The sequence below is a fragment of the Bacillus sp. ISL-46 genome (assembly GCF_018613205.1).
On sequence record NZ_JAGGQR010000015.1, the window covers coordinates 162,213 to 186,950 of the forward strand.

The following is a 24,738-nucleotide window of genomic DNA, read 5'->3' on the forward strand; positions in this document are numbered from 1 at the left end:
ATCACCTATTTTAAAAGCCGTTGAAGGGCTTTCTTAATGTATTGGTCCGTTGACATTTGTTCTTTTCTTAACTCAGGTGAAATCTTTTTGATTTCTTTTTCGGAATAACCCAATGCTTTCAGAGCAAGAATTGCTTCTTCCAAGTTCGAGTTGTTTGCTTGTGTATGTAAGTGAAGTTGGTCGGTATTAAATAAATTGGGGAAATAGTCGGGAACGATATCCTGCAATTTTCCTTTTAGGTCCAATATCATTTGCCGGGCTGTTTTTTTGCCAACCCCGGGGAATTTGACTAGGAAGCTTTCATCTTCGTTTTCAACGGCAGTAACCACCTGTTGTACTTCACCAGAAGCAAGGATGGCCAACGCCCCTTTTGGACCGATTCCTGATACATTTAGTAATTTTGTAAAAAGCTTTTTCTCTTCTCTTGTTTCGAAACCGTACAGGGCCATTACATCCTCACGAACGTAGTGGTAGGTATAGACGGTTACCATTGTTTCCATTTTACTAGCATAAATAAACGGATTGGGTGTAGATATTTGGTAGCCAATGCCGCTGTTCTCAACAACTATATATTCTGGTCCGACAAAATCAACGGTCCCTTTTATAAATTCGTACACTACATTCTCTCCCCTAGTTTTTCACTGTATTTCATTCTATCATACAATTTTAGGTTAGTTGTAGAAAATCGGCTGGTAGACGAAACATCAAACTATTCGGAATTCGGGATTCGTTGATAGAAGTCTGGGATTCGCTGATAGAACCATGGGATTCCGCTGATAGAGTTGGATTCGCTCATTGAATTACGGAATTCGCTCATAAAACCTCAATATTCGCCCATTGGACTGCGGAATTCACCCATTAATCCTCAAAATTCGCCCATTCAAGCCGATAAATCATTAAGATTCACAAAATTACGACTCGAACAAGGAGAATTCAAAAAAAACCAGGCTGAAGTGGCGGCATCAGTCTGATTCGGTGATATTACTATTCTTTTTTTAAAGAATAAGGCTTAAATGTCTCTAAAACTTCAACATATCGATCTTTTGTTTTGATTGGTATGCCTTGAAGAAGTTCTTCTTGCTTCGTACTTTCCAACTTCTTAATATCTATTTGAAAAAATGATTGAATAATTCTCAATTGGTCAGGTCTTCCATTAAAAATGCTCAAAACACCATCTTCCGTTATCCCAAAAAAGCCATTCGCTTTAAGCAATGGTGATATGTCATTGTCCTGTTTCCGAAATACCATTGTCGATTCATCGATATCAGTCAGCTGCCATTGGTCATATTTTGCCCAGAAATTCTCGGCAGACCAGCAAGTCTCGTGGACTACTTCTTGACTTATTTCCCCATCTAAATAGACCCTTTCCAAAATAACGGTCATGTGTAAAGGTTCAGTCTTTTTCTGGGTATCCATTTGTGAAGCAGCGGCGATAATGGTCATTCCTTTGGCATTAAAAATAAACATGAAGAGAAGAACAGCAAATCCGGCGAGACTATACCGATACCATGCCATCCACTTATACCTCATGCTACTCACCTCTTATTGTTAAAAATTGAACAATCTATCCAGTACTAGTTTAGCCTTATTTTGCCTTTTTATCCTTCATGCAATATTAAAAGGGCAAAGCTCGTAAGCTTTGCCCTCACCAGGAATTACCTTCCGCCCTTTTCGGGCTGACTATCTTTGTTGAAATTGCGGTCTCGGCCAAGGGTTCCTTCATCGGTTATGACCTTTACCGTTCTTCCGTTTGCGTAAGGCCTCACAGCTCTCTTAATTGCACTTTTTGTAGCAGAGGCTTTATCTTGATCATTTAACACCACTGAAACAATGACAGTATTTCCATAAGCGACGGATCTTACGGTCTGTACATTCGGAATCGCTTCTACTTTGTTTCTGACTTTATTAGTAAAATTATCCTGGAAGTCAGGATCCGTAACAACCCCGGCATTTCCAGTTTTTGCATTCAGATGACCGTGATAGTTCATATCGCTTGTACTAAAACGATTATCGTGTTGGAAAAAATTACGGTCCTTGGAAGCTAAAGGTGATGATGGATTTTTTGGATTTCCATTTTCGTCTCGTGATTGAAGCTGCCTTCTTCTGTTTTCATTTGTAACTTGATCCTCATCCCCAAGAGAATGGTCCATCATTTCCGTTATTGCCCCGTCATCATCCCTAAATAAATCGTTACCTGAAGTTGGGTGGTTTTCATTGGAATAATATCCAACCGGCCTTAACGAGTTGTTATTGTTTTTATTAACACCCGCACGATTATTATCATTTGCACATCCAGCCAGCCCCAACATCAATGCGGCTGAAAGAGGAATCATCCACTGTTTCTTGTTCAAGCGAAAAACCCCCTCCATTAACATCCTGAGCATGAGCTTAACATGCTCATTAATAGGGTGTTATTTTCGGGGGGATTTCATTCAGACGGAAAATTCCAAAGCTGCTCAGTCCAATAACTCCTTTAAGTGGTCAATAAACTTTTTTCTTGCATAAAACTGACTAATGGTTATGTCCATTACCTGTTTATATTTTGTATGATCTGTGTACGATTTTTCACGGATCATTCGATTCCATTCCCGAAAAATATCAGCGGGATAGGCTAAGGCAAATAAAAAAGCCTCTTCGTGTAAGTATTTCTTAATTTGTTTAAGGCTTGACAGTCTTTCAAATGACCAATCGATAAAAGGCAAAATCCGGTTTGCATATTGTAAATAATCAAATGATGCGGGTCCGATACTAATTAAATCAAAATCAATGAGATGTAACTGCCCCTCTGTATCCCTTAAAAAGTTATGATGGGCTACATCCCCATGCAATATGACGGTTGGTTCTTTTTGAAAAAAAACACGATTATTTTCCATACCTTCAAGTGACCATTTTGCCCAAGACAACATTTCCGAGATGAAGGGTTCATTGATAAAATACCCAAGATAGGGAAGATTATTGGAGAAAACATTTAACCTTTCTGTCCATTTTTCAATAAGGTGCCCTTTTGGCAGTAAGGTACGATAGCGTGATTCAAAAGAAGCTGTGGTTTGGTGAAATTGCTCTAATAACTCCATTCCTTCTTGGCGATTTTTATGAGTATGAAAAGAAAAGACGGTTTTATTCGGCGGAATGTACTCCATACATCCGAAGTAAGTTCCCTCAAAAAAAAGCTGGTCTCTCACCGGGGATGTTAAAAATAAATATGTCTTTTTGAATCCTTCTTTTTTCAATGTTGCTGTGAAGGCTTCTTGGAGTCTAAGTCTATTGTTGGTATGATACCCTTTTATGACATAATCAATTTTATCCGTTCTTAAAAAAATAACGGATTTTCGAATCGGAATCATCTGAAGGATTCTATCATAGAACTGTGATTGAAAATAAGAGAGGAGACGATCAAAATAATCATCGTCTCCCTTTTTATTATTTGCTGTATTAAAGGCTCTCATCTTGGTAACCCGGCATACCGTAAGGACTTGTTCCAACCGGACCCATACCATATGGATTCATATAAGGAGGCTGTGCAGCATTAACAGGTCCTGTATATGGTGCGCTATAGATTGGCGGCGTTGGCGGTACAAAGTTTGGTGGCATGGCTGCTGGCTGCGGTGTGGCTTCAGATCCAGGCATTCCAGCTGGTGCAGCTCCACAGCCGCAATCCCCCATCGATCCGGTTCCTACTGGTAACCCCTGTGTTGGATTTGGCTGCTGCATGAATAGACCTGGTCCCGCCATTTCTGGTGTTCCAAAGCCTGCAGGTGCACTCATTGGACCACCCATCTGCGGGTATCCGTATGGCATTTGGCCATATGGTGCTCCCATTCCATACGGATTAGCCATTGCTGGATTTCCGAACGGGTTTCCAGGCATTACTGGAGGTGGAGCAAAGTCAGTTGGGTTTTGTGGTGTCTCGAATCCAGAAGGGCTTTCCATTGGATAACCCGCTGGCATTTGACCATATCCTCCTGGCATTTGCTGGTCATAGCCCGCTGGCATTTGGCCATATCCTCCTGGCATTTGCTGGTCATAGCCCGCTGGCATTTGGCCGTATCCTGCTGGCATTTGCTGGTCATGACCCGCTGGCATTTGGCCGTATCCTGCTGGCATTTGCTGGCCATAACCCGCTGGCATTTGACCATATCCTCCTGGCATTTGCTGACCAATGCCCGCTGGCATTTGACCATATCCTCCTGGCATTTGCTGGTCATAGCCCGCTGGCATTTGACCATATCCTTCTGGCATTTGTTGGCCATAGTCCGCTGGCATTTGACCATATCCTGCTGGCGCTTGTTGGCCATAGCCTGCTGGCATTTGTTGGCCATAACCTTGTGGCATTTGACCATATCCGGCTGGCATTTGTTGGCCATAACCTTGTGGCATTTGACCATATCCGGCTGGCACTTGTTGGCCATAGCCTTGTGGCATTTGACCATATCCGGCTGGGGCCATTGAAGGGTAACCGATTGGCTGCTGTGGTGATTGCTCACCCATTACAGCGCCCGGATTATACGCTGGGTTCATAACAGGTAGCTGCGGCATAAAGGATGATGATTCATCATCGAACTGCGGCGCTACAAACGATGCACCTGCAACTGACGGTGCATTACCAGGATACCCACTTGGCTGCATTGGCATCGACATTCCACCATCTTGCATTTGTTGATAAGGCATTGGCATCGGCATACCACCATCTTGCATTTGTTGATAAGGCATTGGCATCGACATTCCACCATCTTGCATTTGCGGGTAAGGCATTGGCATCGGCATACCCCCACCTTGCATTTGCGGGTAAGGCATGAATGGGTTCGGGTTCATTTGCATCGGGAAACCAACTCCAAATGGTGGACAGAATCCAGGGCCAGGCATAACTGGCGTAACAGGTACACAATAATCTTGTTGCGGTGCCACTTCTACAGGTGCTTCCATGACTGGTGGTGGAGCAAAAACAATATTCTCTTTTATTGGAGTCTCTTTAATTGGTACTTCTTTGATAGGGACTTCTTTTTTTGGCACTTCTTTTATCTCAGGAAGTATATTGGCAGGTTTAGGCGGCTGTTGAACAGTCATATTTTGCATGTTCATCATGTAATAATTGTTGATATCTATTTCTGGGACTATTTGTAGAGGCATTTTTGGAGTATAAGGTGCTTTTGGTGCTTCTTTAATAATTGGTGCTTCCTTAATTGGAGCTTCCTTGATCGGTGCCTCCTTGATTGGCGCTTCTTTTATCGGTGCTTCCTTGATTGGTGCCTCTTTGATTGGAGCCTCTTTGATTGGAGCCTCTTTAATCGGTGCTTCTTTCGCAATTGGCGCTTCCTTAATCGGTGCTTCTTTTACGGGTTTCTCTTTGACTAACGGTTGCTCAGCAAGCGGCATTTCTTTTTTTACTCCTAAGTTGATTGTAGTACCAGGTTTGGTCCCCATCGGTGCTTCTTTTTTTATCGTTCCACCTGAAGTTGGGACTTTTATTTTCATACCGGGCATAATCATATCAGGGTTGCTGAGCTGTGAATTCATCTTTTTCAGCTCTTCAAAATTCACGCCGTACTTCTTGGCAATCTTCCAAAGAGTATCCCCTTTCTGTACGATATGGATCTTCACTCTGATTTCCCCTCCTATGGCATAAGTCCATATAGTCTATGTGAAAATGGGCAAAGTGCTATCCTTCTTCACAAAAACTTATGCTATTTTTCAAAAGAATATGAATCCCCCCTAAAATATAAAAAAGATGCAATCAGGTAAATTGCATCTTTTTTAATATTAATTATGAATTTAATAACATCCGTTCAAGCGCTAATTTTGCATTTTCAGCAATCTCAGGACTTACTTTAATAATATTATTTGTCTCTTCTAGTGTATCTAGGCTCCAAACTAAATGCGGTAGATCGATTCGGTTCATGGTTAGACACGGACACATATGCGGATTTAACGAGATGATCTTTTTATCAGGGTTATTTTTTATTAAGCGATTGACAAGATTCATCTCCGTTCCAATCGCCCAAGCTGTTCCGGGCTCAGCACTTTCAATCGCTTTGATAATATAACTTGTTGATCCGGCCATATCCGCTAACTCCACTATTTCACGGCGGCATTCCGGATGAACGATGATTTTCATATTAGGATATTTATAGCGTGTATCGATCACATTTTGGACAGTGAAATTCTCATGAACCGAGCAATGCCCTTTCCAAAGGATCACTTTAATTTTTGAAAAATCACCTTCGTATTCCAGGACATGATTAATTGGATTCCAAATCGCCATTTCGTCTAAACCTACGCCTAAATCAGCGGCAGTATTTCTTCCTAAATGCTGATCTGGTAAAAATAAAATACGTTCTTTCATTTCAAATGCCCACTTAACCATCGTCTCGGCATTGGATGAAGTGACCGTAGCCCCGCCATTTGCACCAACAAATGATTTAATTGCTGCGGTTGAATTGACATATGTTAATGGAAGAATCGTGTCTCCGAATATTTCCTGGAGCGTTTCCCATGCTCTTTCTGTTTGCTGGATATCCGCCATATCAGCCATCGAACAACCTGCGCGCATATCAGGCAAGATTACCTTTTGCTTTTCACTTGTTAATATATCTGCTGTTTCTGCCATGAAATGTACACCACAGAAAACAATAAATTCAGCTTCTGTATTTTCAGCTGATAATTGTGCAAGTTGCAGGGAATCACCTGTCGCATCAGCAAACTGAACGACTTCGTCTTTTTGATAATGATGACCTGGAATAAACAGACGTGAACCCAACTGTTTCTTTACCTCAATCACACGGTTTTCAAGTTCTTCTCTCGTCATTTGCTTGTATTTTTCAGGAATCATGATATTTTTTTGTAATGTAGCCAAAATATTCATTTTACTCATCTCCCTTATTCCAAAGTACTTTTACACTGATGTCGAGTGCTTTATATGAATGAGTTAAGTACCCAAGTGAGATATAATCTACACCTGTATCCCGAAAATCAGCAATATTGGCTAATTGGATTCCGCCTGAAGCTTCGGTAATGATGTTAGCTGGAACTAATTTTATCAATTCCTTAATTTCATCAGGGGTACGATTATCAAACATGATGACATCCGCCCCTGCATTTACGGCTTCAATTACTTGTGCTTCCGTCTCAGTTTCCACTTCAACCTTCACCATATGACCGGCATTTTTGCGAATCGCTTCTACCGCCTTGGTAATCGAGCCGGCAAACGAAATGTGGTTGTCTTTAATCATGACCCCATCGTATAATCCAAAACGGTGATTAAAACCGCCCCCAGTGCGAACAGCGTATTTTTCAAGCATCCGGAGTCCTGGCGTAGTTTTCCGTGTATCACAAACTTTTGTATGTCCACTATCAAGGGTGTGAACTGTTTGACGCGTTAAGGTAGCAATCCCGCTCATCCGTTGAATAAGATTAAGGATGACTCTTTCCCCTTTTAATAAATCAGCTATTTTTCCAGAGACATGTGCTAACTTGTCGCCGTATTTGATTGACTGACCATCCTTCACAAACACTTGAGTTGAAATTTCGTTATTTAACAGCTGAAATCCGGTTTTGATAATTTCTTCTCCACAAAAAACACCATCATCTTTTGAAAGAAAAACAATTTCCCCATTTGTGCTATCACCAAAGATTAGATCGGTCGTAATATCCTGTTCCCCGATATCTTCCATAAAAAATTTCTCAAGTTGCGAGCGCAGTTTCAATGTGTTCATTGGACTTCTCCATTCCCTGATTATAGTTATGAATAATTGATTTCCTTAACCAACTGTGATTTTCTTCTTTCGGATAATCACTTCTGAAGTGACCGCCCCGACTCTCTGTCCGCTTCAATGCAGATTCTGTGATTAGATTGGCGATGATCAGCATAAAAACCTTGGTCATGTCTTGTGTTGAACAAGTATCTAAATGGATCTTTTCAGCCTTATATTGAGATACCCAAACTTGCTGCTTTTTCAGATTTGCTTTATTTCGGACAATTCCAACCCGTTCCATCATTAATGCTTTAATTTTTTCAATGGTTGGCAAATTCATTTTTTCTTCCTTCGTTGGATAATAAAAATAATCCTGCACGAAAACCTGTGTTTCTTTACCCGCTTCATTGATCCATTTCGACAACTGTTCCCCTTGAAATAATCCCTCTAATAAGGAATTACTAGCTAAACGATTTGCACCGTGCAATCCAGTGCAGGAGGCTTCCCCGATCGCATAAAGCCCATCAATCGAAGATCGTCCAATTAAATCGGTTTTAATTCCTCCCATTAGGAAATGACTTCCGGGTGCGACAGGGATTTTCCCATCCGAGATACGGATTCCATTGTCCTCACAAATAGAAGTAATCGAAGGAAATCTTTTACTAAATTCTTCAATTTTACTTATATCCAAATAAATTTGTTTGCCTTTTTTTATAAATTCATAGATCCGTTGCGAGACCACATGCCTCGGGCCAAGATCTTTTAAGGGGTGGACACCCTCCATAATAAGAGTACCATCCTCGGTAACTAGGGTCGCCCCTTCCCCCCTAACGGCTTCAGAAATTAATCCCTTTGTTTCACCGTTTATAGATAAAAGCGTAGGGTGAAATTGAATAAATTCCATATCAACGATATCTGCACCGGCTAAATAGGCCATCGCAATTCCATCGCCGCTGACTGTTTTAGCGTTGGAAGTGTAGGTATATAGTTGTCCGCAGCCGCCTGTCGCAATAATGACATGATTGCCGTAAAACCTTTGAATCGCACCTGTTGATGTTTTGGCTTTAACACCTACACAACGTTTCTGTTCGGAATTTAGCAGTAATTCATAGGCGAAGACATTCTCTTCGACCGTGATATTTTTCTTACGCTTGAGCTGACTGATCAGAAACTCCATGACGTTTTTGCCAGTGGCATCGCCACCGCCATGTACAATTCTCTTTTCGCTGTGAGCCCCTTCCATCCCAAGAAACAATTCCCCCGTTTGATCTTTATCAAATATATCCCCTTGGCGAGCAATGTTCTTGATCAGATCCGGTGCGGCATTAATGACTTGCTGAACAGCCTCTTGATTGTTGTGAAATCTTCCCGCTTCCAGCGTATCGACAATATGTTTAGAAGGATGGTCATTTGCACCCAACGCTGCCGCAATCCCACCTTGGGCCAGATACGAATTTGCCGTTCGTAATTTCCCCTTTGTGAGAATTCTCACATTCAATTCATTATTTAATTGTACAGCCAGCTGTAAAGCGGCTATTCCACTTCCAATAATTAATATATCGTCATTTGTCATCTAAAAATCCTCCTGACCTAACAGGTGTCTTGACATATATATTTACATAGATTTAAACTAAAAACAAGTACTTTTATAGAAAAGTAGAAATGCACAGTGTTAAACATGGCTGTTGATTTCCGCTCCGGGCGCTTCGATCAACGTAGGCTTTAAAATAAACAATGACCTTTACCACAACCAAAAAAATTCGAGTATTGGAGATGGATGATGAAATATTTTGATTTTGCAGCGACAACTCCATTAAACCCTGAAGCAGCAGAAGTGTATTTGAAAGTTGCCACTGAATTCTTTGGCAATTCCAGCAGCCTCCATGATATCGGAGGACAATCAGCTGCCTTACTTGAAAATTGCCGCGAAGAACTGGCTAATCTAGTTGGGGTTGATAAAAATGGGATATTCTTCACTAGTGGAGGATCGGAGGGGAATTTTTTAGCAATAGAAGCCTTGTTGTCCTCCCCAAAAAAGAAAGGAAACCATATTATCGCGGGTATGGCGGAACATTCATCCGTCCATGGGGCCCTTAACAGACTAAAGGAAGCTGGCTATGACATCACATTGCTTCCGTTACATTCAAATGGTTTGATCAATCTTGAACAACTTGTAAAGTCGATTACACCAGAAACCATACTAATGACCCTGCAGCATGTTAATTCTGAGATTGGGACGATCCAGCCAATCGCTGAAATCGCTAAAATTTGCAAGGACCACAATATTCATCTGCACAGCGATTTTGTTCAATCTTTTGGAAAAATAGATCTAAAATCAATAGCTCCGCATGTCAGCAGTTTTTCTTTTTCCGGGCATAAAATATATGGACCCAAAGGGATTGGGGGCGTCTATGTTGATCCCCGTATTAAATGGCAGTCGTTTTTTCCAGGAACCTCTCATGAAAAAGGATTCCGTCCAGGCACGGTCAATGTCCCTGCAATTGCCGCGATGACAGTTGCCGCACAGAAAATAACCGGAAGCTTGCAAGCGGATCATAATAAATATCGATTGTTGCGGAAGGCTTTTATGGATACGCTTGAGCCCATTAAGGAACAAGTAAAGATTTATCAAGGTGAAGAAGATTCGCAGCTCGCTAGTATTATCGGGCTTCGGATTTCCGGAATTGAGGGCCAATGGATGATGCTGGAATGCAATCGATTAGGGTTTGCGATTTCAACGGGCAGCGCCTGTCAAATTGGCATGCAGTCCCCAGCCAAAGTCACGCAGGCATTAGGATTATCGACTGAGGAAGCAAAAGAGTTTATCCGCATCTCTTTTGGCCATTCCACTAGCTTGGAGGATGTTATTCAACTAGGGGAAAGTATCGTTAAAATCGTGAATGCATTCAATGCCGTTTCCGTTATATAAAAAATTTAAACTGTGCTAGAATAGGTAATCAGCAATAGAAATAGGAGGAATTTTATGGTCGAGCAAAAAAAAATATTGGGAGAGGAAAGGAGGTCTTTAATTCTACAACAGTTAAAAGATAGCCCTGTCCCGCTGACAGGAAGTGAACTTGCCAATCGAACCAATGTAAGCAGACAGGTGATCGTCGGGGATATCACTCTTCTTAAGGCTAAAAATGAACCCATTATTGCAACCAGCCAAGGTTATATTTATTTAAGGCAAAACTCCAGCACTTATTCCTTTGAAAGAACGATTGCATGCAGACATTTACCGGAAGACACAGAAAGGGAGCTAAATCTGCTAGTTGACCATGGTGTGTTAGTGAAAGATGTAAAAATTGAACACACGGTTTACGGAGATTTGACCGCATCGATTATGGTTTCAAATCGCCAAGAGGTTAAACAATTCATGGAAAACATGCAAAAAACCAAAGCTTCTTTATTATCTGAGTTAACGGAGGGAATCCACCTTCATACCATTTCAGCCTCAAGCACCCAAGTCTTAGATAAAGCCGAAGCAGCCCTTAAGGCAGAAGGTTTTATGATTGAATAGCGCCTTGATAGACAGAACAATAAAAGGACCCGGGTGTACGGGTCCTTTCTTTATTAATCCAATTTCACCATAACGGATGGATAGCTTCCTAATAATTTAACACTACAGCCTAATGCCTCTAGCTCAGCCATTGCTCCAGGTATCAATACCTCATCAAATTCCATTTCGATATCAATAATGAAAAAGTAATTGCCAATTCCAGTTTTCATCGGCCGAGATTCAATTTTTGATAGGTTTAACTTTCTCCAGGCGAACGCTGATAACACCTGATGAAGGGCTCCCGCTTGGTCGTCCTCAGGCAGTGTAACCATCAGTGTCGTTTTGTAATGGGATGAACCACTCATGGCCTGAAAATCAAAATTCTCTTTTGTTAGGACCACAAACCGCGTGTGATTATAGTCAAAATCATGGATGTTTCTTTGGACTATCGTCAACCCATATTCTTTCGCCGCTAATTCATTCGCAATCGCGGCCGCTTTTAAGGCAGGCTGTTCCATTACCATTTGCGCTGCTGCTGCAGTGGAAGACACACTCTCAAACGGTATTCCTTTTAATTGATTATGTAAAAATTTATGGCACTGGGCAATCGCATGGGAGTGGCTGTATACCTTACTCACATCACGCCAATTGTCCATATTATCAGGATGAACCATCAAATGCTGCTTAATAGGTAACGTAATTTCACCAATAATCGGAATCTGAACAACATGTGTTAAATAATCCAGCGTAATATTGACTGAGCCTTCCAAAGCGTTCTCAATTGGAACGACTGCAAGATCCACTTCTTTATCAACGATGGCATCGACACTTGCAGGAATCGTCTGATAGGGCACAAGTTCAAATCCTTGAAAAACCTTTTTCACTGCTAACTCTGTGAATGTAGCCTTTGGTCCTAAATATCCAACCTTCACTATTTCCCCACTCCTTATTTTTTTAAAAAGAAAGCTGAGAGCCGGTTGTAGATTTTTCCTACACACCTGTTCCCAGCACTTCTACCTTCTCTACAAATTCGAGTTTCCTTAGTTCTTTAAGTAACTCATCTATTTCCATCGTAATGTTTGAAGTGTTTAATGAGAGTGTCACATTCGCCCTGCTTTGCAACGGAATCGTTTGGTGAAGGGTAACAATATTGCAGCCTGAATTGGCCACAACACTGAGCAATTTTGATAGCGTGCCTGAACGATCTTCTAGGTGAAAGAAAAGCGAGATAATCTTTTCCTTTTTAATGGACGAGAAAGGAAAAACAGTATCTCTATATTTATAAAAGGCACTTCTGCTTAAATCCGCTTTATGAACTGCATCTGCAATTGATTCCGCCTTACCTCTTTCAAGCATTTCCTTGACATCAAGCGTTTTTTTCATCGCTTCTGGCAACACATCTTCACGCACTAAGTAAAATTTTTTATCAGCGTTTTCCATTTTCATCACCCTACCTTGATCTCTTCAGGGCCTTTCCTTCTACTCAATAAACTCGAATTCAAACTCCATTAATTTCACAATATCCCCGTCTTTTGCTCCTCTTTCCCTTAACGCTGCATCAACACCAAGTCCACGAAGTTGACGTGCAAAACGGCGGACGGATTCTTCTCTTGAGAAGTCTGTCATCTTAAAGAGTTTATCTGTTTTTTCACCAGAGACGACAAATGACCCATCAGGTTCTCTCGTAATTCTAAATGCTTCCGGCTCTGCTTCATGCTTATAAAGAACACGATGGACACCCGTTGTTTCCTCTTCTTCATGTTCAAGTGGAAATTCTGGTGTTTCCTCGATTTTATCAGCTACAGCAAACAATAGCTCACGCAGTCCTTTTCTAGTTACGGCTGAAATAGGGAAGATTGGATAATCCTCTTCCAGCTGCTCCTTAAACTTTTTCAAGTTTTCCTCAGCTTCAGGCATATCCATCTTATTAGCAACGATAACTTGTGGCCGTTCTGTCAAGCGCAGGTTATACTCTTTTAATTCCTTGTTGATTGTAAGGTAGTCCTCATATGGGTCTCTGCCTTCCATCGCCGCCATATCAATGACATGGACAATAACCCTTGTCCGTTCAATATGACGTAAGAATTGATGGCCGAGGCCAACACCTTCACTTGCCCCTTCAATCAAACCTGGAAGGTCTGCCATAACAAAGCTTCTGCCGTCTTCCGTTTCTACCATACCAAGATTCGGAACAATTGTGGTAAAATGGTACTCGGCGATTTTCGGTCTTGCCGATGATACAACCGATAATAATGTCGACTTACCAACACTTGGAAAACCAACTAATCCGACATCAGCAAGCAGCTTCAATTCAAGAATGACTTCACGTTCTTGGCCTGGTTCTCCATTTTCAGATAGCTCTGGTGCTGGATTGGCCGGGGTTGCAAATCGTGAATTTCCTCGCCCGCCACGGCCGCCTCGAGCAATAATCGCCTGCTGTCCATTCTCGACTAAATCAGCAATAACTTCCTTCGTTTTTTCATCAATGACCACTGTTCCTGGCGGTACCTTAACAATCATATCCTTTGCACCGGCTCCGTGCTGGTTTTTGGACATGCCATGCTCGCCGCGCGGTGCTTTAAAGTGACGCTGATAACGGAAATCCATCAAGGTGCGCAAGCCTTCATTTACTTCAAAAACAACATTGGCACCTTTACCGCCATCACCACCGGCTGGACCGCCTTTTGGTATATATTTTTCCTTACGAAACGCAACCATACCATTTCCGCCATCTCCAGCTTTTACATAAATCTTCGTTTGATCAACAAACATCTTATTCCTCCAGTCTGCATATCGAATTAACTTTTGTCACGAAAAATATCTCAGCTTTAGCCTATTTTTTTTGAATAGGGATAAAAACTTCTACTGTGAGTTCGCTTTCTGAAAATTCCTTGACCACTACATCCAGTAGAATTTTGGAGTCTGCAAGGAATGCTTCAATTAATTCACTTTTTATTATTATCCCGCTAAAATCAAAAAAGAAACGAACTCCCTCTGATTGCGGATCAATTGATATTGATAAATGATTTTCTTGGAATGCTTCAATTGCCTCATTTAAACACTCAAAAAAAAGGCAAGTCCACTTTGTGATCTGTTCTTCATTAATTTGAAAGGATTCCGAATCTTGAAGGACTTCATATTCAAGCTTAAAGGAAGGATTCTCCCAATTAGCTTTTAACAGCAGTGAGGCAAATAAAGGCATTTTTAAATTCGTTAGCCGTGACTCATGCTGTGCTTCAATAATAATTTCGTCAATAACCGCTTTTGCCCGGTCGATTCGATTTAAATCCAAGTTCCCCTTAATTAACTGAAGCCTATTTAACCAATCATGTCGAGAGTGCCGGAGCACCTCAACAATATCCCATTCTTTCTCCATACGTACACTCCCACATTAAGTGTCACAACACTATTTTGCTGATAGTATATCAAAAAAATAACCCTGAGTAAGCAATTTTATGTGATGAAAGATCATTAGAGGCAAAAAGAAGCATCTACGAAGTCGTTTTCCTGAAGAATAGATGGAAGGAAAAATTCGTTAGCAAAAAGAAAACTCTAACCAAACAGGTTAGAGTTTTCGCTAGTTACCTTAAGCTTCTTGAGCTACTGGATAAACGCTCACTTTTTTGCGATCACGTCCGAAACGTTCAAATTTCACAACGCCGTCAACTTTTGCAAAAAGAGTATCGTCTCCTCCACGGCCAACGTTTTCACCTGGGTAAATCTTTGTACCGCGTTGACGGTATAGGATTGAACCACCAGATACAAATTGTCCGTCTGCACGCTTAGCACCAAGACGCTTAGCGTGTGAGTCACGACCGTTCCTTGTAGAACCTACACCTTTTTTAGATGCAAACAACTGAAGATCTAATTTTAATAACATTTATTCCACCTCCTACTTTTTGAAGGTAATCTTTATGTGCTTTCCGTATTCTTCTTCAATCGTACGCAATGAAACAGTCATACCTTCTAGAAGAAGTTGTACTTTCTCATAAATGTCTTCCGAAAGATGTTCCGGTACAACACAGCGGAGAAAGCCGCCCTCATGCTCAATCTCGGGCGTGACACCTGTTAGGGCGTGCACAGCGTTGATTGCTCCAATTGATACTGCAGATACGCCTGCACAGACGATATCCTTGCCTCGATTGGCGAAAAATGCATGACCACTTATTTCGAATGATTGAATAAATCCGGACTCTGTACGATTAATCGTAATTTGAATCATCTATGATTCAACACCTTACGCGTTGATTTTTTCGATGACTACTTTAGTGTAAGGTTGACGATGACCTTGCTTCTTGTGGTAGTTTTTCTTCGCTTTGTACTTGAAAACAGTAATTTTCTTTTGACGACCTTGCTTTTCAATTTTAGCTGTAACCGTAGCGCCTGCAACAACAGGGCTTCCTACTTTTACGTTTTCACCGCCAACGAAAAGAACTTTGTCAAAAGTAACTGTTTCACCAGCTTCTGCATTAAGTTTTTCAATGTAGATAGCTTGGCCTTCTTCGACTTTCACTTGTTTACCACCAGTTTCAATAATTGCGTACATGAACTGCACCTCCTTATAAACTCAGACTCGCCATATACAGGCGCTTATGCTTTCACACAAATCTTACTACCTGTTCTGTGCGGTTGTAGCACGGGTGCTACAAACATAACATTAAAATCCTAACATAAAATAGGCAAAAGTGTCAATAGAAATTTAGGAACTTGATTAGGAATCAAATACTTTTTGTGAGATCTCACTCACATTGCCGAACTGCTTCAAAAGATAATAATGGCGGGCTGAGGGCTGAACTGAAAAATATAGTTTGATATGTATTAGCTCCTCTAATGCTTCCCGGTGGGCTTCATTCGGTCCTAACAGTTCCTCTTTCACCTCTTTAGTTGTTTCGACCAATACTGCCTCAAATTCAGAATTTCGGTGCTCTAGCAGCTCCCGTTCAAGCCTAAAGCCAACCGTTTCAGGACTAAGGATTCGGCCCGTCCCATCACAAACAGGACACTTCACCTCAAGTGCCTCAGAAAGAGCAACCTTTGTCTTCTTCCTAGTCAGTTGGAGAATGCCTAGCGGTGTAAAGCCAATCATTTTTGTTCTTTTTTGATCCTTGGTTAATTCCGTTTCAATCAGCGTGAGAATCGATTGCTTGTCCTCAGCGCGTGTCATGTCAATGAAATCAATGAGAACAATTCCGCCAATATCGCGCAGACGCAGTTGCCTTACCACTTCTTTTGCGGCCAACTGGTTTGTTTTTAATACCGTGTCTTGATAATTGGTCTTTCCGGAAAATTTCCCGGTATTCACATCAATAATCGTTAACGCTTCAGTTTCGTCAAAAATAAGGTAAGCACCATTATCAAGCCAGACAATACGCTTGAGGGCTTTATCAATTTCATGTTCCACTTTATGTACAGAAAAAATATTCTCTTTTCCATTGTAGTAAATGGATTTGAGTTGATCATTTTTTTCTTCAGCTAGCTTTTTTAGCGCTAAATCATCGGCGATTACTTCCCCGCTAATCATTCTAGCTACTTGGTCCAAAATCATTTCGATAAAGGTATCTTTTTGAAAAATGATTCCTGGTTTTTTCATCGTGGCCACTTTTTGTAACAGTTCTTGATAGTTCTCGCGCAGGGTCATTAGTTCTGCAAGGATTTCATCTTCTGTACTCGTTATCGATGAGGTCCGGAAAATGATCCCCTCTTCCTCTTTTTTCAAACGACTGCCGCTCCGGCGAAGTTTTGCTTTTTGACCTTCGTCAGCGATTTTTTTAGACACCGCCACATAGCGGCCTTTTGGCATGTAGATGAGATTGGGCCCTTGTATTTCAATAATTCCCGTCACGCGAGCACCTTTCGTCCCCGTTGCATCCTTATCGACCTGAACCAGCATTTTTTCACCTTGGTGGGCAAATGAGGTGACAGACTTTTGTTTTTCGGCAGATAAAAGATAGGAAGGAAGTACATCACGGTGTAAATACGCATTTTTCTCTTCGCCAATATCAATGAATACGGCATTCATCCCCGGCAATACTTTTGTCACAGTCCCAAAATAAATATTACCGACCAGTGATCGATGTTCTGGTCGGTCAAAAACGATATTTTCAACGCGGTTATCTTTCAGATAAGCAAATCGCTTTTCGCGTGAATTGTAATTAATAATTAGTGTTTCCAATCAAGCGACCTCACTTTTTTCTTCTAATTATACCTTTTTAGTTAGGCTATGTGAAACATGCATGTTGATTTCCGCTCCAGGCGCTTCGCTTTCCGCTCCAATCAACATAGGGTTTAATAAGAAAAAAGAAGATCGCTGATTTTATCGGTTAAACGTTTTTCGGTAAAATAGGCATGCAATAGTTCATTTTCATCTAACATCCCTTTTTCTTTGCCGTCTGCTTCGACGATGATTGGATGTTTACAGCCACGTTGGAATTTTTCTAAGACGTGAATAAGTAGCTCCTGTTCATTGGCCTCAATTGGTTTCAAGGTCTGAAGACTGGATTTTTTCCCATAATAACGCTCCAGCAAGAATCTCATGAAAATATAACGCCGCTGCTTCCATTCATGGTAAAGCGAGAAATAAAGGAAGGCGATGATGACCCAGACATTGATATGTGTCGGGGCAGCGATCACAATCACCAGCGAAAAGATGGAAAGACTGACCAACGAAAGGATGAGCGTTTGGCGATGGGCGATCGGGAAGGAACTTTTTAATGAGAGCAGTAAGAATACAAGTTTCCCGCCATCCAGCGGCCAAACTGGAAAAAAATTAAAAACAAAAATCATGAGATTATAGCTTAAGAATAGCTGAAAAAGGTCTTCAGGCATTAAGTTGACGGTAACCAACCCATAGGCTAGGGCTACCATCCACACATGCTGAAGCGGCCCTGCAAGGATGACTATCGTCTCTTCCCTTAACGGCCGATTGCCATGCTCATCCATTTCGGCAACCCCGCCAAACGGGAGCAGGGTAATTTTCCTGATTCTCCATGAAAAAAAAGAAGCTGCAGCAGCATGCCCCATTTCATGAATAAAAATGATTCCAAGCAACAAGCAAACCTCAAGGAAATGAGCGGTCACAATTGAAAGTCCAATCACAATCCACAATAAGGGATGGATAGAGATAAGTTGGAATAAATTCATGGCTCTATTCAAAGCGTATCACCTGAATTGGGTCGATAAAATCATCGCCTTTTTTTATTGCAAAGTAATATTTTCCTTTGGTTTTATCTTCTCCTGCCGACACTGAGACCGTGCCAACTACTTTTCTTTTATCGATATATTCATATAAGTTAACCTTGATTTGGTCCAAATTACCGTACCATGTTTCGGTCGCATCGGAATGCTGAATAATGACAGTTTTCCCCAACCCTTCCTTCACCCCTGCGAAGGTAACGATGCCATCATTAATGGTTTGGACGGACGCCCCTTTTCCTGTTTCAATCATGATACCTTGGCCATTTTTTTCAAAGTTTTCAAGGATTTTTCCCATTGCTGGTACGGAAAATTCTTTTTCAACTACTTCTTTTTTCCCAGTTTGATCTTTTTCAGAAAATGGCAGTAGGGCCAATGGTTTCCCAAACTTGCTTTCGTACCAGTTTGAAACAGTCGCAAATTTAAAATCCTTGTCCATTGTTTTCATGACCACGTCTCTAGCTGGCTCAAAAGTAGCGGAATGGTTCCTAAATAGTATCGCTATCACTAAAAACAGGAGGACAGAGGACAATATTTTGAAAAAAAATACTTCCTTCTTAAACAATGGATGCCCATCATCGCCATTACTGCTTCCTGATGAAGTAAACTGATTGAATCCATATTTTTCATCGTCACTTGGCCAAGCAATTTGGCGGTCGGGACTTTTTACAGTTGTTGCTCCAGTATCATTTTTTCGCTTTGCGATTCGTCGCCTAATTTCTTCCGGTGTAGACCGCGCCATCCCCATCACCCCTTTTCCAACTAATTTGTACAAGTCTATGAGGGAAAATGGAAGAGTATGTCTGAAAAATATAAACAGCCTGTCCACAAGTTAGTGGGCAGGCTGTTAGAAAATTACTTTGAATTTAGGTTAATGGACTAGCCACTTTTTTCTGCAGATTCCACGTGCATGGATCACTACTTAATCATCACACTAATTCCTTATATATAGAGATCAGACGAATATTAATCGTCTAAGCGACCAATCTCTACTTGAAGAAGCGAGATTGAGCAAGAGATTTTATCCATCATAAGCGGGATGATGGACAAAAATCGCTTCAGGTTCAAGAGTTTTGTCCTTCATAAGCAGTATGATGGACAAATCTCTCCTCAGGTTCAAGAGTTTTGTCCTTCATAAGCAGTATGATGGACAAAACTCTCCTCAGGTTCAAGAGTTTTGTCCTTCATAAGCAGTATGATGGACAAATCTCTCCTCAGGTTCAAGAGATTTGTCTTTCATGTCTGTAAAAACAACAAAGTTTACGTAAACGGCATAAAAACAGCCTGTCCACAAGTTAGTGGGCAGGCTGTTTGAAAAAAGTAGGCGCTTCCGCTACTCTAATTAACGAACTCCGAAGAATTTTTTAATCTTTTTGAAGACACCTTTGTCTGCGTCTTCGAGTGACTGGAGCGGGATGGATTCCCCGAGAATCCGTCTGGCAATATTTCGGTAAGCAATCGATGCTTTGTTATTCGGATTCAGGGCAATCGGTTCACCGTGGTTAGAAGCTTTAATTACCTCGTCATCATCCGCTACAATTCCGATGAGCTCGATGGAAAGATGCTGGGTAACTTCATCAATCTCAAGCATATCACCTGTCTTCACCATATGATTTCGAATCCGGTTGATCACTAATTTGGGCGCCTCCATATCGGGTTGTTTTTCGAGCAAGCCAATAATTCGGTCTGCATCGCGTACAGCAGATGCCTCTGGCGTTGTAACAACAATCGCTTTATCTGCTCCAGCAATGGCGTTATGAAAACCCTGCTCAATTCCGGCAGGACAATCAATAATGATATAATCGTAGTCTTGCTTTAATTCTAAAATCAAATCTTTCATCTGTTCTGGCTTCACAGCGGATTTATCCACCGTTTGCGCAGCTGGCAGTAAGTATAATAACCCGTCAAATCGTTTGTCCTTCACAAGGGCTTGATGGATTTTGCATCTTTTCTCGACAACATCGACCAGATCATAAATGATTCTGTTTTCCAGTCCCATTACAACGTCCAAGTTCCGAAGACCGATGTCTGTATCTACTAAACATACTTTTTTTCCTTGAAGGGCTAATGATGTGCCGATATTAGCAGAAGTTGTTGTTTTTCCTACTCCACCCTTACCGGATGTAATTACTATTGCTTCTCCCACTTTAATGTCCCCCTTCTAATCTCGTTAAATTAGGTCTTAATTGGATTAAAACTTGCAATCTATCAATAATGATTTGACGGTCATCATCTATATAAGCACATTCCATTTCCCGTTTTTCATTGCTTTGGACGCTGTCTGGTGCTCTATTTAAACAATCACTAATTCTAAGCTGGGATGGTTTCATATTTGACGCAGCAATGACTGCTTGCTCATTGCCATAGCAGCCGGCGTGGGCCATACCTTTTAATGTCCCCATGATAAAAATGTTACCGCCGGCCATCACCGTTCCACCTGGATTGACATCGCCAATTAATAGCAGATCCCCAGGCACTTCGAGGACTTGTCCTGAACGAATGATTCTAGAAACCGTCATGACCTCTGTTTCGGCAATTAGACGCTCTGCTTCTTCCTTCGTGATTACGTTTGATACAATCTCATCAACCACAAAATTCTTCTTTTTGAGAATTAAGTTTTTTAGCTCTTCCCGCTGCGATTCCGTAATATAGCGGTTGCCGATTGCCACTTTGACAGAGGTTAAATGACGCTCATCCTGTGTCCTGGAGTTCGCCGAAAGCTTATGATCGAGTTCCCTTTTTAGTTCTTCATAGGAACAGGTATCATCAAGATGAAGGACGAGACCTTCCTTCGTTCCTTTTATTGTAACATTTTGCCGTTTTTTCATGGAGAAATTTTCACCTCATAATAAGAAAGCAATTTCGAAACAAGCAAAATTCGTTGTTTCAATGGGATTTGCAAGCCCTCATGCTTATTCCGAATCAAAAGTACATACTATCTTAATAAAAATTCGACACGATGCGTCCATTCTCCTCTTTTTATAAAAAAATCATTCATCCCTTAATGCTTCCGAATGTTTTTCAAATAGCCACTTTAATGGATAGGCGATAATCAGAGTAATAGCTGCATTTAATAAAAGGGTAGGGTAAAAACGTAAATTAATAAAGCCGATAAAATCAAGGTCTGTTACATGGATTAAATAATTCATTTCATAAACACCCATCTCTAATAACGAGATCCCGAGAAGGGCAGCAAGAAAAGCAGTGATAATATTTGATTGAAAAACCTGCAATAATTTATAAATGAGATAGGAGATAAATGGATATAGAAAAAAGTAAATACCGATAATTTCAACATAAACAATGTCAAATAAAAGCCCAAAAATGGCCGCATAAATAATTCCGTGTTTTTTTCCGACAAAAATCGTTAAAAACAAAAGGGTTGTAAACAGAAAGTGCGGGACAAATATTCGCTCAAAACCAAAAATCTTTGCCGGTAAAAACTCGACAAAAAGACTTTCTACGATAAAAAGGAAAAGAAATAAAAGAGGAAGAAGGAATTTCCTCACAACTCCCCCCCCTTTTCATTAGATAGTTCACTTTTAACTGGCTGAGTCATTAATCTTTTAATGACAATGACATTTTCAATATCGTAAAAGTTCGCCCCAGGTTTCACTAAGGCCGTTTGATTCAAGCCATACTGATCGGGTTTAACATCAACCACTTTTCCAATCATCAGCCCTTTTGGAAAAACACCACCTAAACCGGAAGTAATCACGGTTTGGCCTTTTTCAATTTTTGAGCCAGATGGAATCGCCTTAATTAATAGTAATTTTTGTTTGTCATCAAAACCCTGTACAAATCCATAAACATCTTTTTTGCCTTGTACGACAGCAGAAATTCGATTCTTAGGATCCATTGCACTTAAAAGTTGTACAGTAGAACTGAATTGTGTCACATTTTTTACTTTTCCAATGAGACCGGTTGCCGTAACGACAGCCATATTTTTTTCGATGCCGTTTAGTTTGCCTTTGTCGATAATAATCATTTCATGCCAACGATCAGGGTTTCTGCCAATGACGGTAGCTGGTAATGGTTTGAAGTCTCTCAGGGTCTTTTTTTCACCGAGAATGTCACGCAATTCTTCATTGTCATTTTTCAACTCTTGGACTTGTGCTTCAAGATTGACAAGATTTTCGATCCGCGATTTTAATTCTTTATTCTCATTGTATGTATTTTGCAAATCCTGGAGATTTTCAAAAAAGCCTGCAACAAAATGGGTAGGCTTTGAAACCAGGGATTGAACCCAGCCGGTAGTATCTTTGACAAATTGCTCCGGCCAGGATAGTTTACTTCTCTCCCTTAATGAAAACCCAATCAATGCCACGAGAACAATGATGCTGACAAGCAAAATAATCAGACGTTTATTCAGAAAGAACTGTGGCATGATTATACACCTCTATTTTCCTAGATAAAAAGTATAGTTTTTAAGCTTTGATAGTTATCTTGCTCCAGCGGCTAACGGGCGCTGCCGCTATTCTTAGCGTGAATCTCTCGTTTTGTTTTTAAATAAATGAATATGATCGAGAGCTTTTCCTGTTCCAATCGCTACGCAATCGAGTGGATTCTCGGCAATCAGAACAGGCATTTTCGTTTCTTCACTAATCACTTTGTCTAAATTGCGGAGCAGTGCTCCCCCACCTGTTAGGACAATCCCGCGATCCATAATATCGGCCGCGAGTTCAGGCGGTGTTTTTTCTAACGTATTCTTGACCGCTTCTACAATCGCAGAAACCGTATCGCGTAATGCTCCAGCAATTTCTTTTGCGGAGATTTCGATTGTCTTTGGCAGACCCGTTAATAAATCCCGGCCGCGAATCTCCATATTGTCGACACCTTCAGGATCCCCTGCTGAGCCAATTTCCATTTTAATCGCTTCAGAAGTCCGGTCCCCGATCATCAAGTTATAATTTTTTCGAATATAAGAAACAATCGACTCGTCCATTTCATCGCCAGCAACACGGATTGAAATGCTTGTAACAATTCCACCTAACGAAATAATCGCCACTTCGGTCGTTCCCCCGCCAATATCGACGACCATGCTGCCAGTTGGTTCCCAAACAGGCAAATTGGCGCCAATCGCCGCAGCAAATGGCTCTTCAATGGTATAGGCATCCTTTGCCCCTGCTTGTCTAGTGGCATCGATCACCGCTCTTTCCTCGACCGCTGTAATCCCAGAAGGCACACAAACCATCACGTATGGATTTCCCGTAAATACGTTCTTCCCTTTCTGTGCTTGACGAATATGGTACTTCATCATTGCCGCTGTGGTTTCAAAATCAGCGATGACTCCATCCTTCATCGGTCTTAAAGCGACGATATTCCCCGGTGTCCGTCCAATCATATTTTTCGCGTCGTTACCAACTGCGACAATATTCTTCGTATCTGTCTGCATTGCCACAACGGATGGCTCGCGTAAGACAATTCCTTTTCCTTTTACATAAACAAGGGTATTTGCAGTCCCCAAGTCAATCCCAAGATCTCTAGCTCTTATTCCAAACATAATTTTGTAGCTCCCTTTCTGATACATAATGCAAAAACTCTAATAGGTAGGTAATCACTTTAATATCATGTCTTTTTTCCCAATATTTATCTAGTTAAATCTTAAGTAGTCCTAAAAAATCATAAGCATTATTATAACTTAACGTCAAACAAAATCATAGTTATAAATACCCTTTATCCTTGAGACTCACAAACTTGTTTTCTCCGATGATCAAATGATCGAGTAAATCGATGCCAATAATTTTTCCGCATTCGACCAGTCGCTTGGTTACCTCAATGTCCTCGCGGCTTGGTGCCGGGTCACCGCTCGGGTGATTATGCGCTGCAATAACGGAAGCAGCTGACCGCTTTAACGCCTCGCGGAACACCTCCCTTGGATGAACAATCGAGGCGTTTAAGCTGCCAATAAAAATGGTTTGTTTATGGATTACTTGATTCTTAGTGTTTAAATACATACAAACAAAATGCTCTTGTGATAAAAAGCTCATATCATTCATCAAATACTTCGCACCGTCTTCCGGTGAGCGGATGACATATCGGTCCTTGTAATCCAGGTTGGTAATCCTTCTGCCAATTTCGACAGCAGCAAGGATTTGAATGGCCTTCGCCGAACCAATCCCTTTTATCTCAGTCATTTCTTCTAACGTAGCTGCTTTTAAAAGTCGTAACCCTTCAAAATGGGTCAGCAGTCGATTCGATAGTTGCAGGACCGATTCGTCCTTTGTTCCGGTTCGAAGTAAGATGGCAATCAATTCATGATTGGATAAGCTTTGTGGTCCATGCTGAATAAAGCGTTCTCTAGGCCTTTCATCTTGAGGGAAATCACGGATCATTAATGTATTGGTGGACACTTTTTTT

At 41.1% G+C, this 24,738-nt stretch carries 25 protein-coding genes, 2 pseudogenes and 1 other annotated feature; of the genes and pseudogenes, 3 read left to right on the forward strand and 24 right to left on the reverse strand.

From position 1 onward, the window contains the following. Positions 1-5: 5 nt before the first annotated feature. The 4 genes from ruvA to J7E67_RS10505 all read right to left on the reverse strand — a co-directional run bounded on the left by ruvA (position 6) and on the right by J7E67_RS10505 (position 3,446). On the reverse strand, positions 6-617 hold the full coding sequence (gene ruvA, locus J7E67_RS10490) for a Holliday junction branch migration protein RuvA (protein ID WP_088089124.1): 612 nt from the start codon (positions 615-617) through the stop codon (positions 6-8). Between the two features lie 367 nt (positions 618-984). Next, positions 985-1,530 carry an intercompartmental signaling factor BofC gene (locus tag J7E67_RS10495; RefSeq protein WP_214731744.1) on the reverse strand — a complete coding sequence of 182 codons (546 nt, stop codon included), beginning with the start codon at positions 1,528-1,530 and terminating at the stop codon, positions 985-987. A 125-nt stretch (positions 1,531-1,655) separates the two neighbouring features. After that, positions 1,656-2,351: a YhcN/YlaJ family sporulation lipoprotein gene (locus J7E67_RS10500; RefSeq protein WP_214731746.1), complete on the reverse strand. Its 696-nt coding sequence runs from the start codon at positions 2,349-2,351 to the stop codon at positions 1,656-1,658. 105 nt (positions 2,352-2,456) lie between these two features. After that, positions 2,457-3,446 carry a phosphotransferase gene (locus J7E67_RS10505; protein ID WP_214731748.1) on the reverse strand — a complete coding sequence of 330 codons (990 nt, stop codon included), beginning with the start codon at positions 3,444-3,446 and terminating at the stop codon, positions 2,457-2,459. Positions 3,447-5,206: 1,760 nt separating this feature from the next. Here J7E67_RS10505 and J7E67_RS32295 point away from each other — a divergent pair. After that, positions 5,207-5,281 (forward strand): annotated as a pseudogene (locus J7E67_RS32295) (pentapeptide repeat-containing protein); the annotation flags it as partial. Between the two features lie 182 nt (positions 5,282-5,463). Here the strand turns inward: J7E67_RS32295 and safA are convergent. The 4 genes and pseudogenes from safA to nadB form a co-directional block, all read right to left on the reverse strand. Beyond that, a pseudogene (safA, locus tag J7E67_RS32530) lies at positions 5,464-5,598 on the reverse strand (SafA/ExsA family spore coat assembly protein); the annotation flags it as partial. A gap of 163 nt (positions 5,599-5,761) precedes the next feature. Beyond that, positions 5,762-6,859 carry a quinolinate synthase NadA gene (gene nadA / locus J7E67_RS10515; protein WP_214731749.1) on the reverse strand — a complete coding sequence of 366 codons (1,098 nt, stop codon included), beginning with the start codon at positions 6,857-6,859 and terminating at the stop codon, positions 5,762-5,764. Position 6,860: 1 nt separating this feature from the next. Continuing rightward, positions 6,861-7,709, reverse strand: coding sequence for a carboxylating nicotinate-nucleotide diphosphorylase (gene nadC / locus J7E67_RS10520; RefSeq protein WP_168245211.1), 849 nt, complete (start codon positions 7,707-7,709; stop codon positions 6,861-6,863). Continuing rightward, positions 7,678-9,261: an L-aspartate oxidase gene (gene nadB, locus J7E67_RS10525; RefSeq protein WP_214731750.1), complete on the reverse strand. Its 1,584-nt coding sequence runs from the start codon at positions 9,259-9,261 to the stop codon at positions 7,678-7,680. The genes nadC and nadB overlap by 32 nt, the downstream gene beginning before the upstream one ends. A 204-nt stretch (positions 9,262-9,465) precedes the next feature. On the opposite strand from nadB, the gene J7E67_RS10530 reads away from it, so the two are divergent. Then, positions 9,466-10,617 carry an IscS subfamily cysteine desulfurase gene (locus J7E67_RS10530; protein ID WP_251026688.1) on the forward strand — a complete coding sequence of 384 codons (1,152 nt, stop codon included), beginning with the start codon at positions 9,466-9,468 and terminating at the stop codon, positions 10,615-10,617. Between the two features lie 54 nt (positions 10,618-10,671). Next, positions 10,672-11,208, forward strand: a complete 537-nt coding sequence (locus J7E67_RS10535; protein WP_214731751.1) for a transcription repressor NadR — start codon at positions 10,672-10,674, stop codon at positions 11,206-11,208. 53 nt (positions 11,209-11,261) lie between these two features. Here the strand turns inward: J7E67_RS10535 and pheA are convergent, their stop codons facing one another. From pheA to radC, 16 genes are all read right to left on the reverse strand, one after another. Continuing rightward, positions 11,262-12,119 (reverse strand): prephenate dehydratase, encoded by an 858-nt coding sequence (gene pheA / locus J7E67_RS10540; protein WP_214731752.1) that lies wholly within the window; start codon positions 12,117-12,119, stop codon positions 11,262-11,264. A 58-nt stretch (positions 12,120-12,177) separates the two neighbouring features. Next, entirely contained in the window at positions 12,178-12,627 is a 450-nt protein-coding gene (locus tag J7E67_RS10545) for an ACT domain-containing protein (protein WP_168245215.1), read from the reverse strand. A gap of 39 nt (positions 12,628-12,666) precedes the next feature. Further along, on the reverse strand, positions 12,667-13,959 hold the full coding sequence (obgE, locus tag J7E67_RS10550; protein ID WP_214731753.1) for a GTPase ObgE: 1,293 nt from the start codon (positions 13,957-13,959) through the stop codon (positions 12,667-12,669). 61 nt (positions 13,960-14,020) lie between these two features. Further along, positions 14,021-14,563 (reverse strand): sporulation initiation phosphotransferase B, encoded by a 543-nt coding sequence (locus J7E67_RS10555; protein ID WP_214731754.1) that lies wholly within the window; start codon positions 14,561-14,563, stop codon positions 14,021-14,023. Between the two features lie 210 nt (positions 14,564-14,773). Beyond that, positions 14,774-15,067, reverse strand: coding sequence for a 50S ribosomal protein L27 (gene rpmA, locus J7E67_RS10560; RefSeq protein ID WP_066257887.1), 294 nt, complete (start codon positions 15,065-15,067; stop codon positions 14,774-14,776). A 12-nt stretch (positions 15,068-15,079) separates the two neighbouring features. Next, positions 15,080-15,409 (reverse strand): ribosomal-processing cysteine protease Prp, encoded by a 330-nt coding sequence (locus tag J7E67_RS10565; protein WP_168245218.1) that lies wholly within the window; start codon positions 15,407-15,409, stop codon positions 15,080-15,082. Between the two features lie 15 nt (positions 15,410-15,424). Further along, entirely contained in the window at positions 15,425-15,733 is a 309-nt protein-coding gene (rplU, locus tag J7E67_RS10570; protein WP_168245219.1) for a 50S ribosomal protein L21, read from the reverse strand. A gap of 13 nt (positions 15,734-15,746) precedes the next feature. After that, positions 15,747-15,828 (reverse strand) — a sequence feature (ribosomal protein L21 leader region). Between the two features lie 70 nt (positions 15,829-15,898). Next, a complete protein-coding gene (locus tag J7E67_RS10575; protein ID WP_214731756.1) occupies positions 15,899-17,359 on the reverse strand; it encodes an Rne/Rng family ribonuclease in 1,461 nt (486 codons plus the stop codon). A gap of 113 nt (positions 17,360-17,472) precedes the next feature. After that, complete coding sequence (locus J7E67_RS10580) at positions 17,473-18,339, reverse strand: M50 family metallopeptidase (RefSeq protein WP_214731758.1); 867 nt, start codon at positions 18,337-18,339, stop codon at positions 17,473-17,475. Continuing rightward, on the reverse strand, positions 18,332-19,120 hold the full coding sequence (locus J7E67_RS10585; protein WP_214731760.1) for a M23 family metallopeptidase: 789 nt from the start codon (positions 19,118-19,120) through the stop codon (positions 18,332-18,334). The genes J7E67_RS10580 and J7E67_RS10585 overlap by 8 nt, the downstream gene beginning before the upstream one ends. A gap of 600 nt (positions 19,121-19,720) precedes the next feature. Further along, the gene (gene minD, locus J7E67_RS10590; RefSeq protein WP_214731762.1) at positions 19,721-20,524 is read right to left on the reverse strand and encodes a septum site-determining protein MinD; all 804 of its coding nucleotides are present in this window, start codon (positions 20,522-20,524) and stop codon (positions 19,721-19,723) included. 1 nt (position 20,525) lies between these two features. Beyond that, positions 20,526-21,206: a septum site-determining protein MinC gene (gene minC, locus J7E67_RS10595; protein WP_214731764.1), complete on the reverse strand. Its 681-nt coding sequence runs from the start codon at positions 21,204-21,206 to the stop codon at positions 20,526-20,528. A gap of 162 nt (positions 21,207-21,368) precedes the next feature. Next, entirely contained in the window at positions 21,369-21,887 is a 519-nt protein-coding gene (gene mreD / locus J7E67_RS10600) for a rod shape-determining protein MreD (protein ID WP_214731766.1), read from the reverse strand. Beyond that, positions 21,884-22,765 carry a rod shape-determining protein MreC gene (gene mreC, locus J7E67_RS10605; protein WP_214731767.1) on the reverse strand — a complete coding sequence of 294 codons (882 nt, stop codon included), beginning with the start codon at positions 22,763-22,765 and terminating at the stop codon, positions 21,884-21,886. Before mreC ends, mreD begins: the two co-directional genes overlap by 4 nt. A 93-nt stretch (positions 22,766-22,858) precedes the next feature. Then, the gene (locus J7E67_RS10610) at positions 22,859-23,881 is read right to left on the reverse strand and encodes a rod shape-determining protein (protein WP_214731769.1); all 1,023 of its coding nucleotides are present in this window, start codon (positions 23,879-23,881) and stop codon (positions 22,859-22,861) included. Between the two features lie 160 nt (positions 23,882-24,041). After that, positions 24,042-24,731: a RadC family protein gene (radC, locus tag J7E67_RS10615; RefSeq protein ID WP_308161382.1), complete on the reverse strand. Its 690-nt coding sequence runs from the start codon at positions 24,729-24,731 to the stop codon at positions 24,042-24,044. Positions 24,732-24,738 lie beyond the last annotated feature (7 nt).

Bases quoted from the DNA above. Each gene is read 5' to 3' on its own strand.
- J7E67_RS10495 (WP_214731744.1), bottom strand. From the start codon at position 1,530: ATGAGGTATAAGTGGATGGCATGGTATCGGTATAGTCTCGCCGGATTT.
- J7E67_RS10505 (WP_214731748.1), bottom strand. From the start codon at position 3,446: ATGAGAGCCTTTAATACAGCAAATAATAAAAAGGGAGACGATGATTAT.
- nadA (WP_214731749.1), bottom strand. From the start codon at position 6,859: ATGAATATTTTGGCTACATTACAAAAAAATATCATGATTCCTGAAAAA.
- nadC (WP_168245211.1), bottom strand. From the start codon at position 7,709: ATGAACACATTGAAACTGCGCTCGCAACTTGAGAAATTTTTTATGGAA.
- nadB (WP_214731750.1), bottom strand. From the start codon at position 9,261: ATGACAAATGACGATATATTAATTATTGGAAGTGGAATAGCCGCTTTA.
- J7E67_RS10530 (WP_251026688.1), top strand. From the start codon at position 9,466: ATGATGAAATATTTTGATTTTGCAGCGACAACTCCATTAAACCCTGAA.
- J7E67_RS10535 (WP_214731751.1), top strand. From the start codon at position 10,672: ATGGTCGAGCAAAAAAAAATATTGGGAGAGGAAAGGAGGTCTTTAATT.
- J7E67_RS10545 (WP_168245215.1), bottom strand. From the start codon at position 12,627: ATGGAAAACGCTGATAAAAAATTTTACTTAGTGCGTGAAGATGTGTTG.
- obgE (WP_214731753.1), bottom strand. From the start codon at position 13,959: ATGTTTGTTGATCAAACGAAGATTTATGTAAAAGCTGGAGATGGCGGA.
- J7E67_RS10555 (WP_214731754.1), bottom strand. From the start codon at position 14,563: ATGGAGAAAGAATGGGATATTGTTGAGGTGCTCCGGCACTCTCGACAT.
- rpmA (WP_066257887.1), bottom strand. From the start codon at position 15,067: ATGTTATTAAAATTAGATCTTCAGTTGTTTGCATCTAAAAAAGGTGTA.
- J7E67_RS10565 (WP_168245218.1), bottom strand. From the start codon at position 15,409: ATGATTCAAATTACGATTAATCGTACAGAGTCCGGATTTATTCAATCA.
- rplU (WP_168245219.1), bottom strand. From the start codon at position 15,733: ATGTACGCAATTATTGAAACTGGTGGTAAACAAGTGAAAGTCGAAGAA.
- J7E67_RS10585 (WP_214731760.1), bottom strand. From the start codon at position 19,120: ATGGCGCGGTCTACACCGGAAGAAATTAGGCGACGAATCGCAAAGCGA.
- minC (WP_214731764.1), bottom strand. From the start codon at position 21,206: ATGAAAAAACGGCAAAATGTTACAATAAAAGGAACGAAGGAAGGTCTC.
- mreC (WP_214731767.1), bottom strand. From the start codon at position 22,765: ATGCCACAGTTCTTTCTGAATAAACGTCTGATTATTTTGCTTGTCAGC.
- J7E67_RS10610 (WP_214731769.1), bottom strand. From the start codon at position 23,881: ATGTTTGGAATAAGAGCTAGAGATCTTGGGATTGACTTGGGGACTGCA.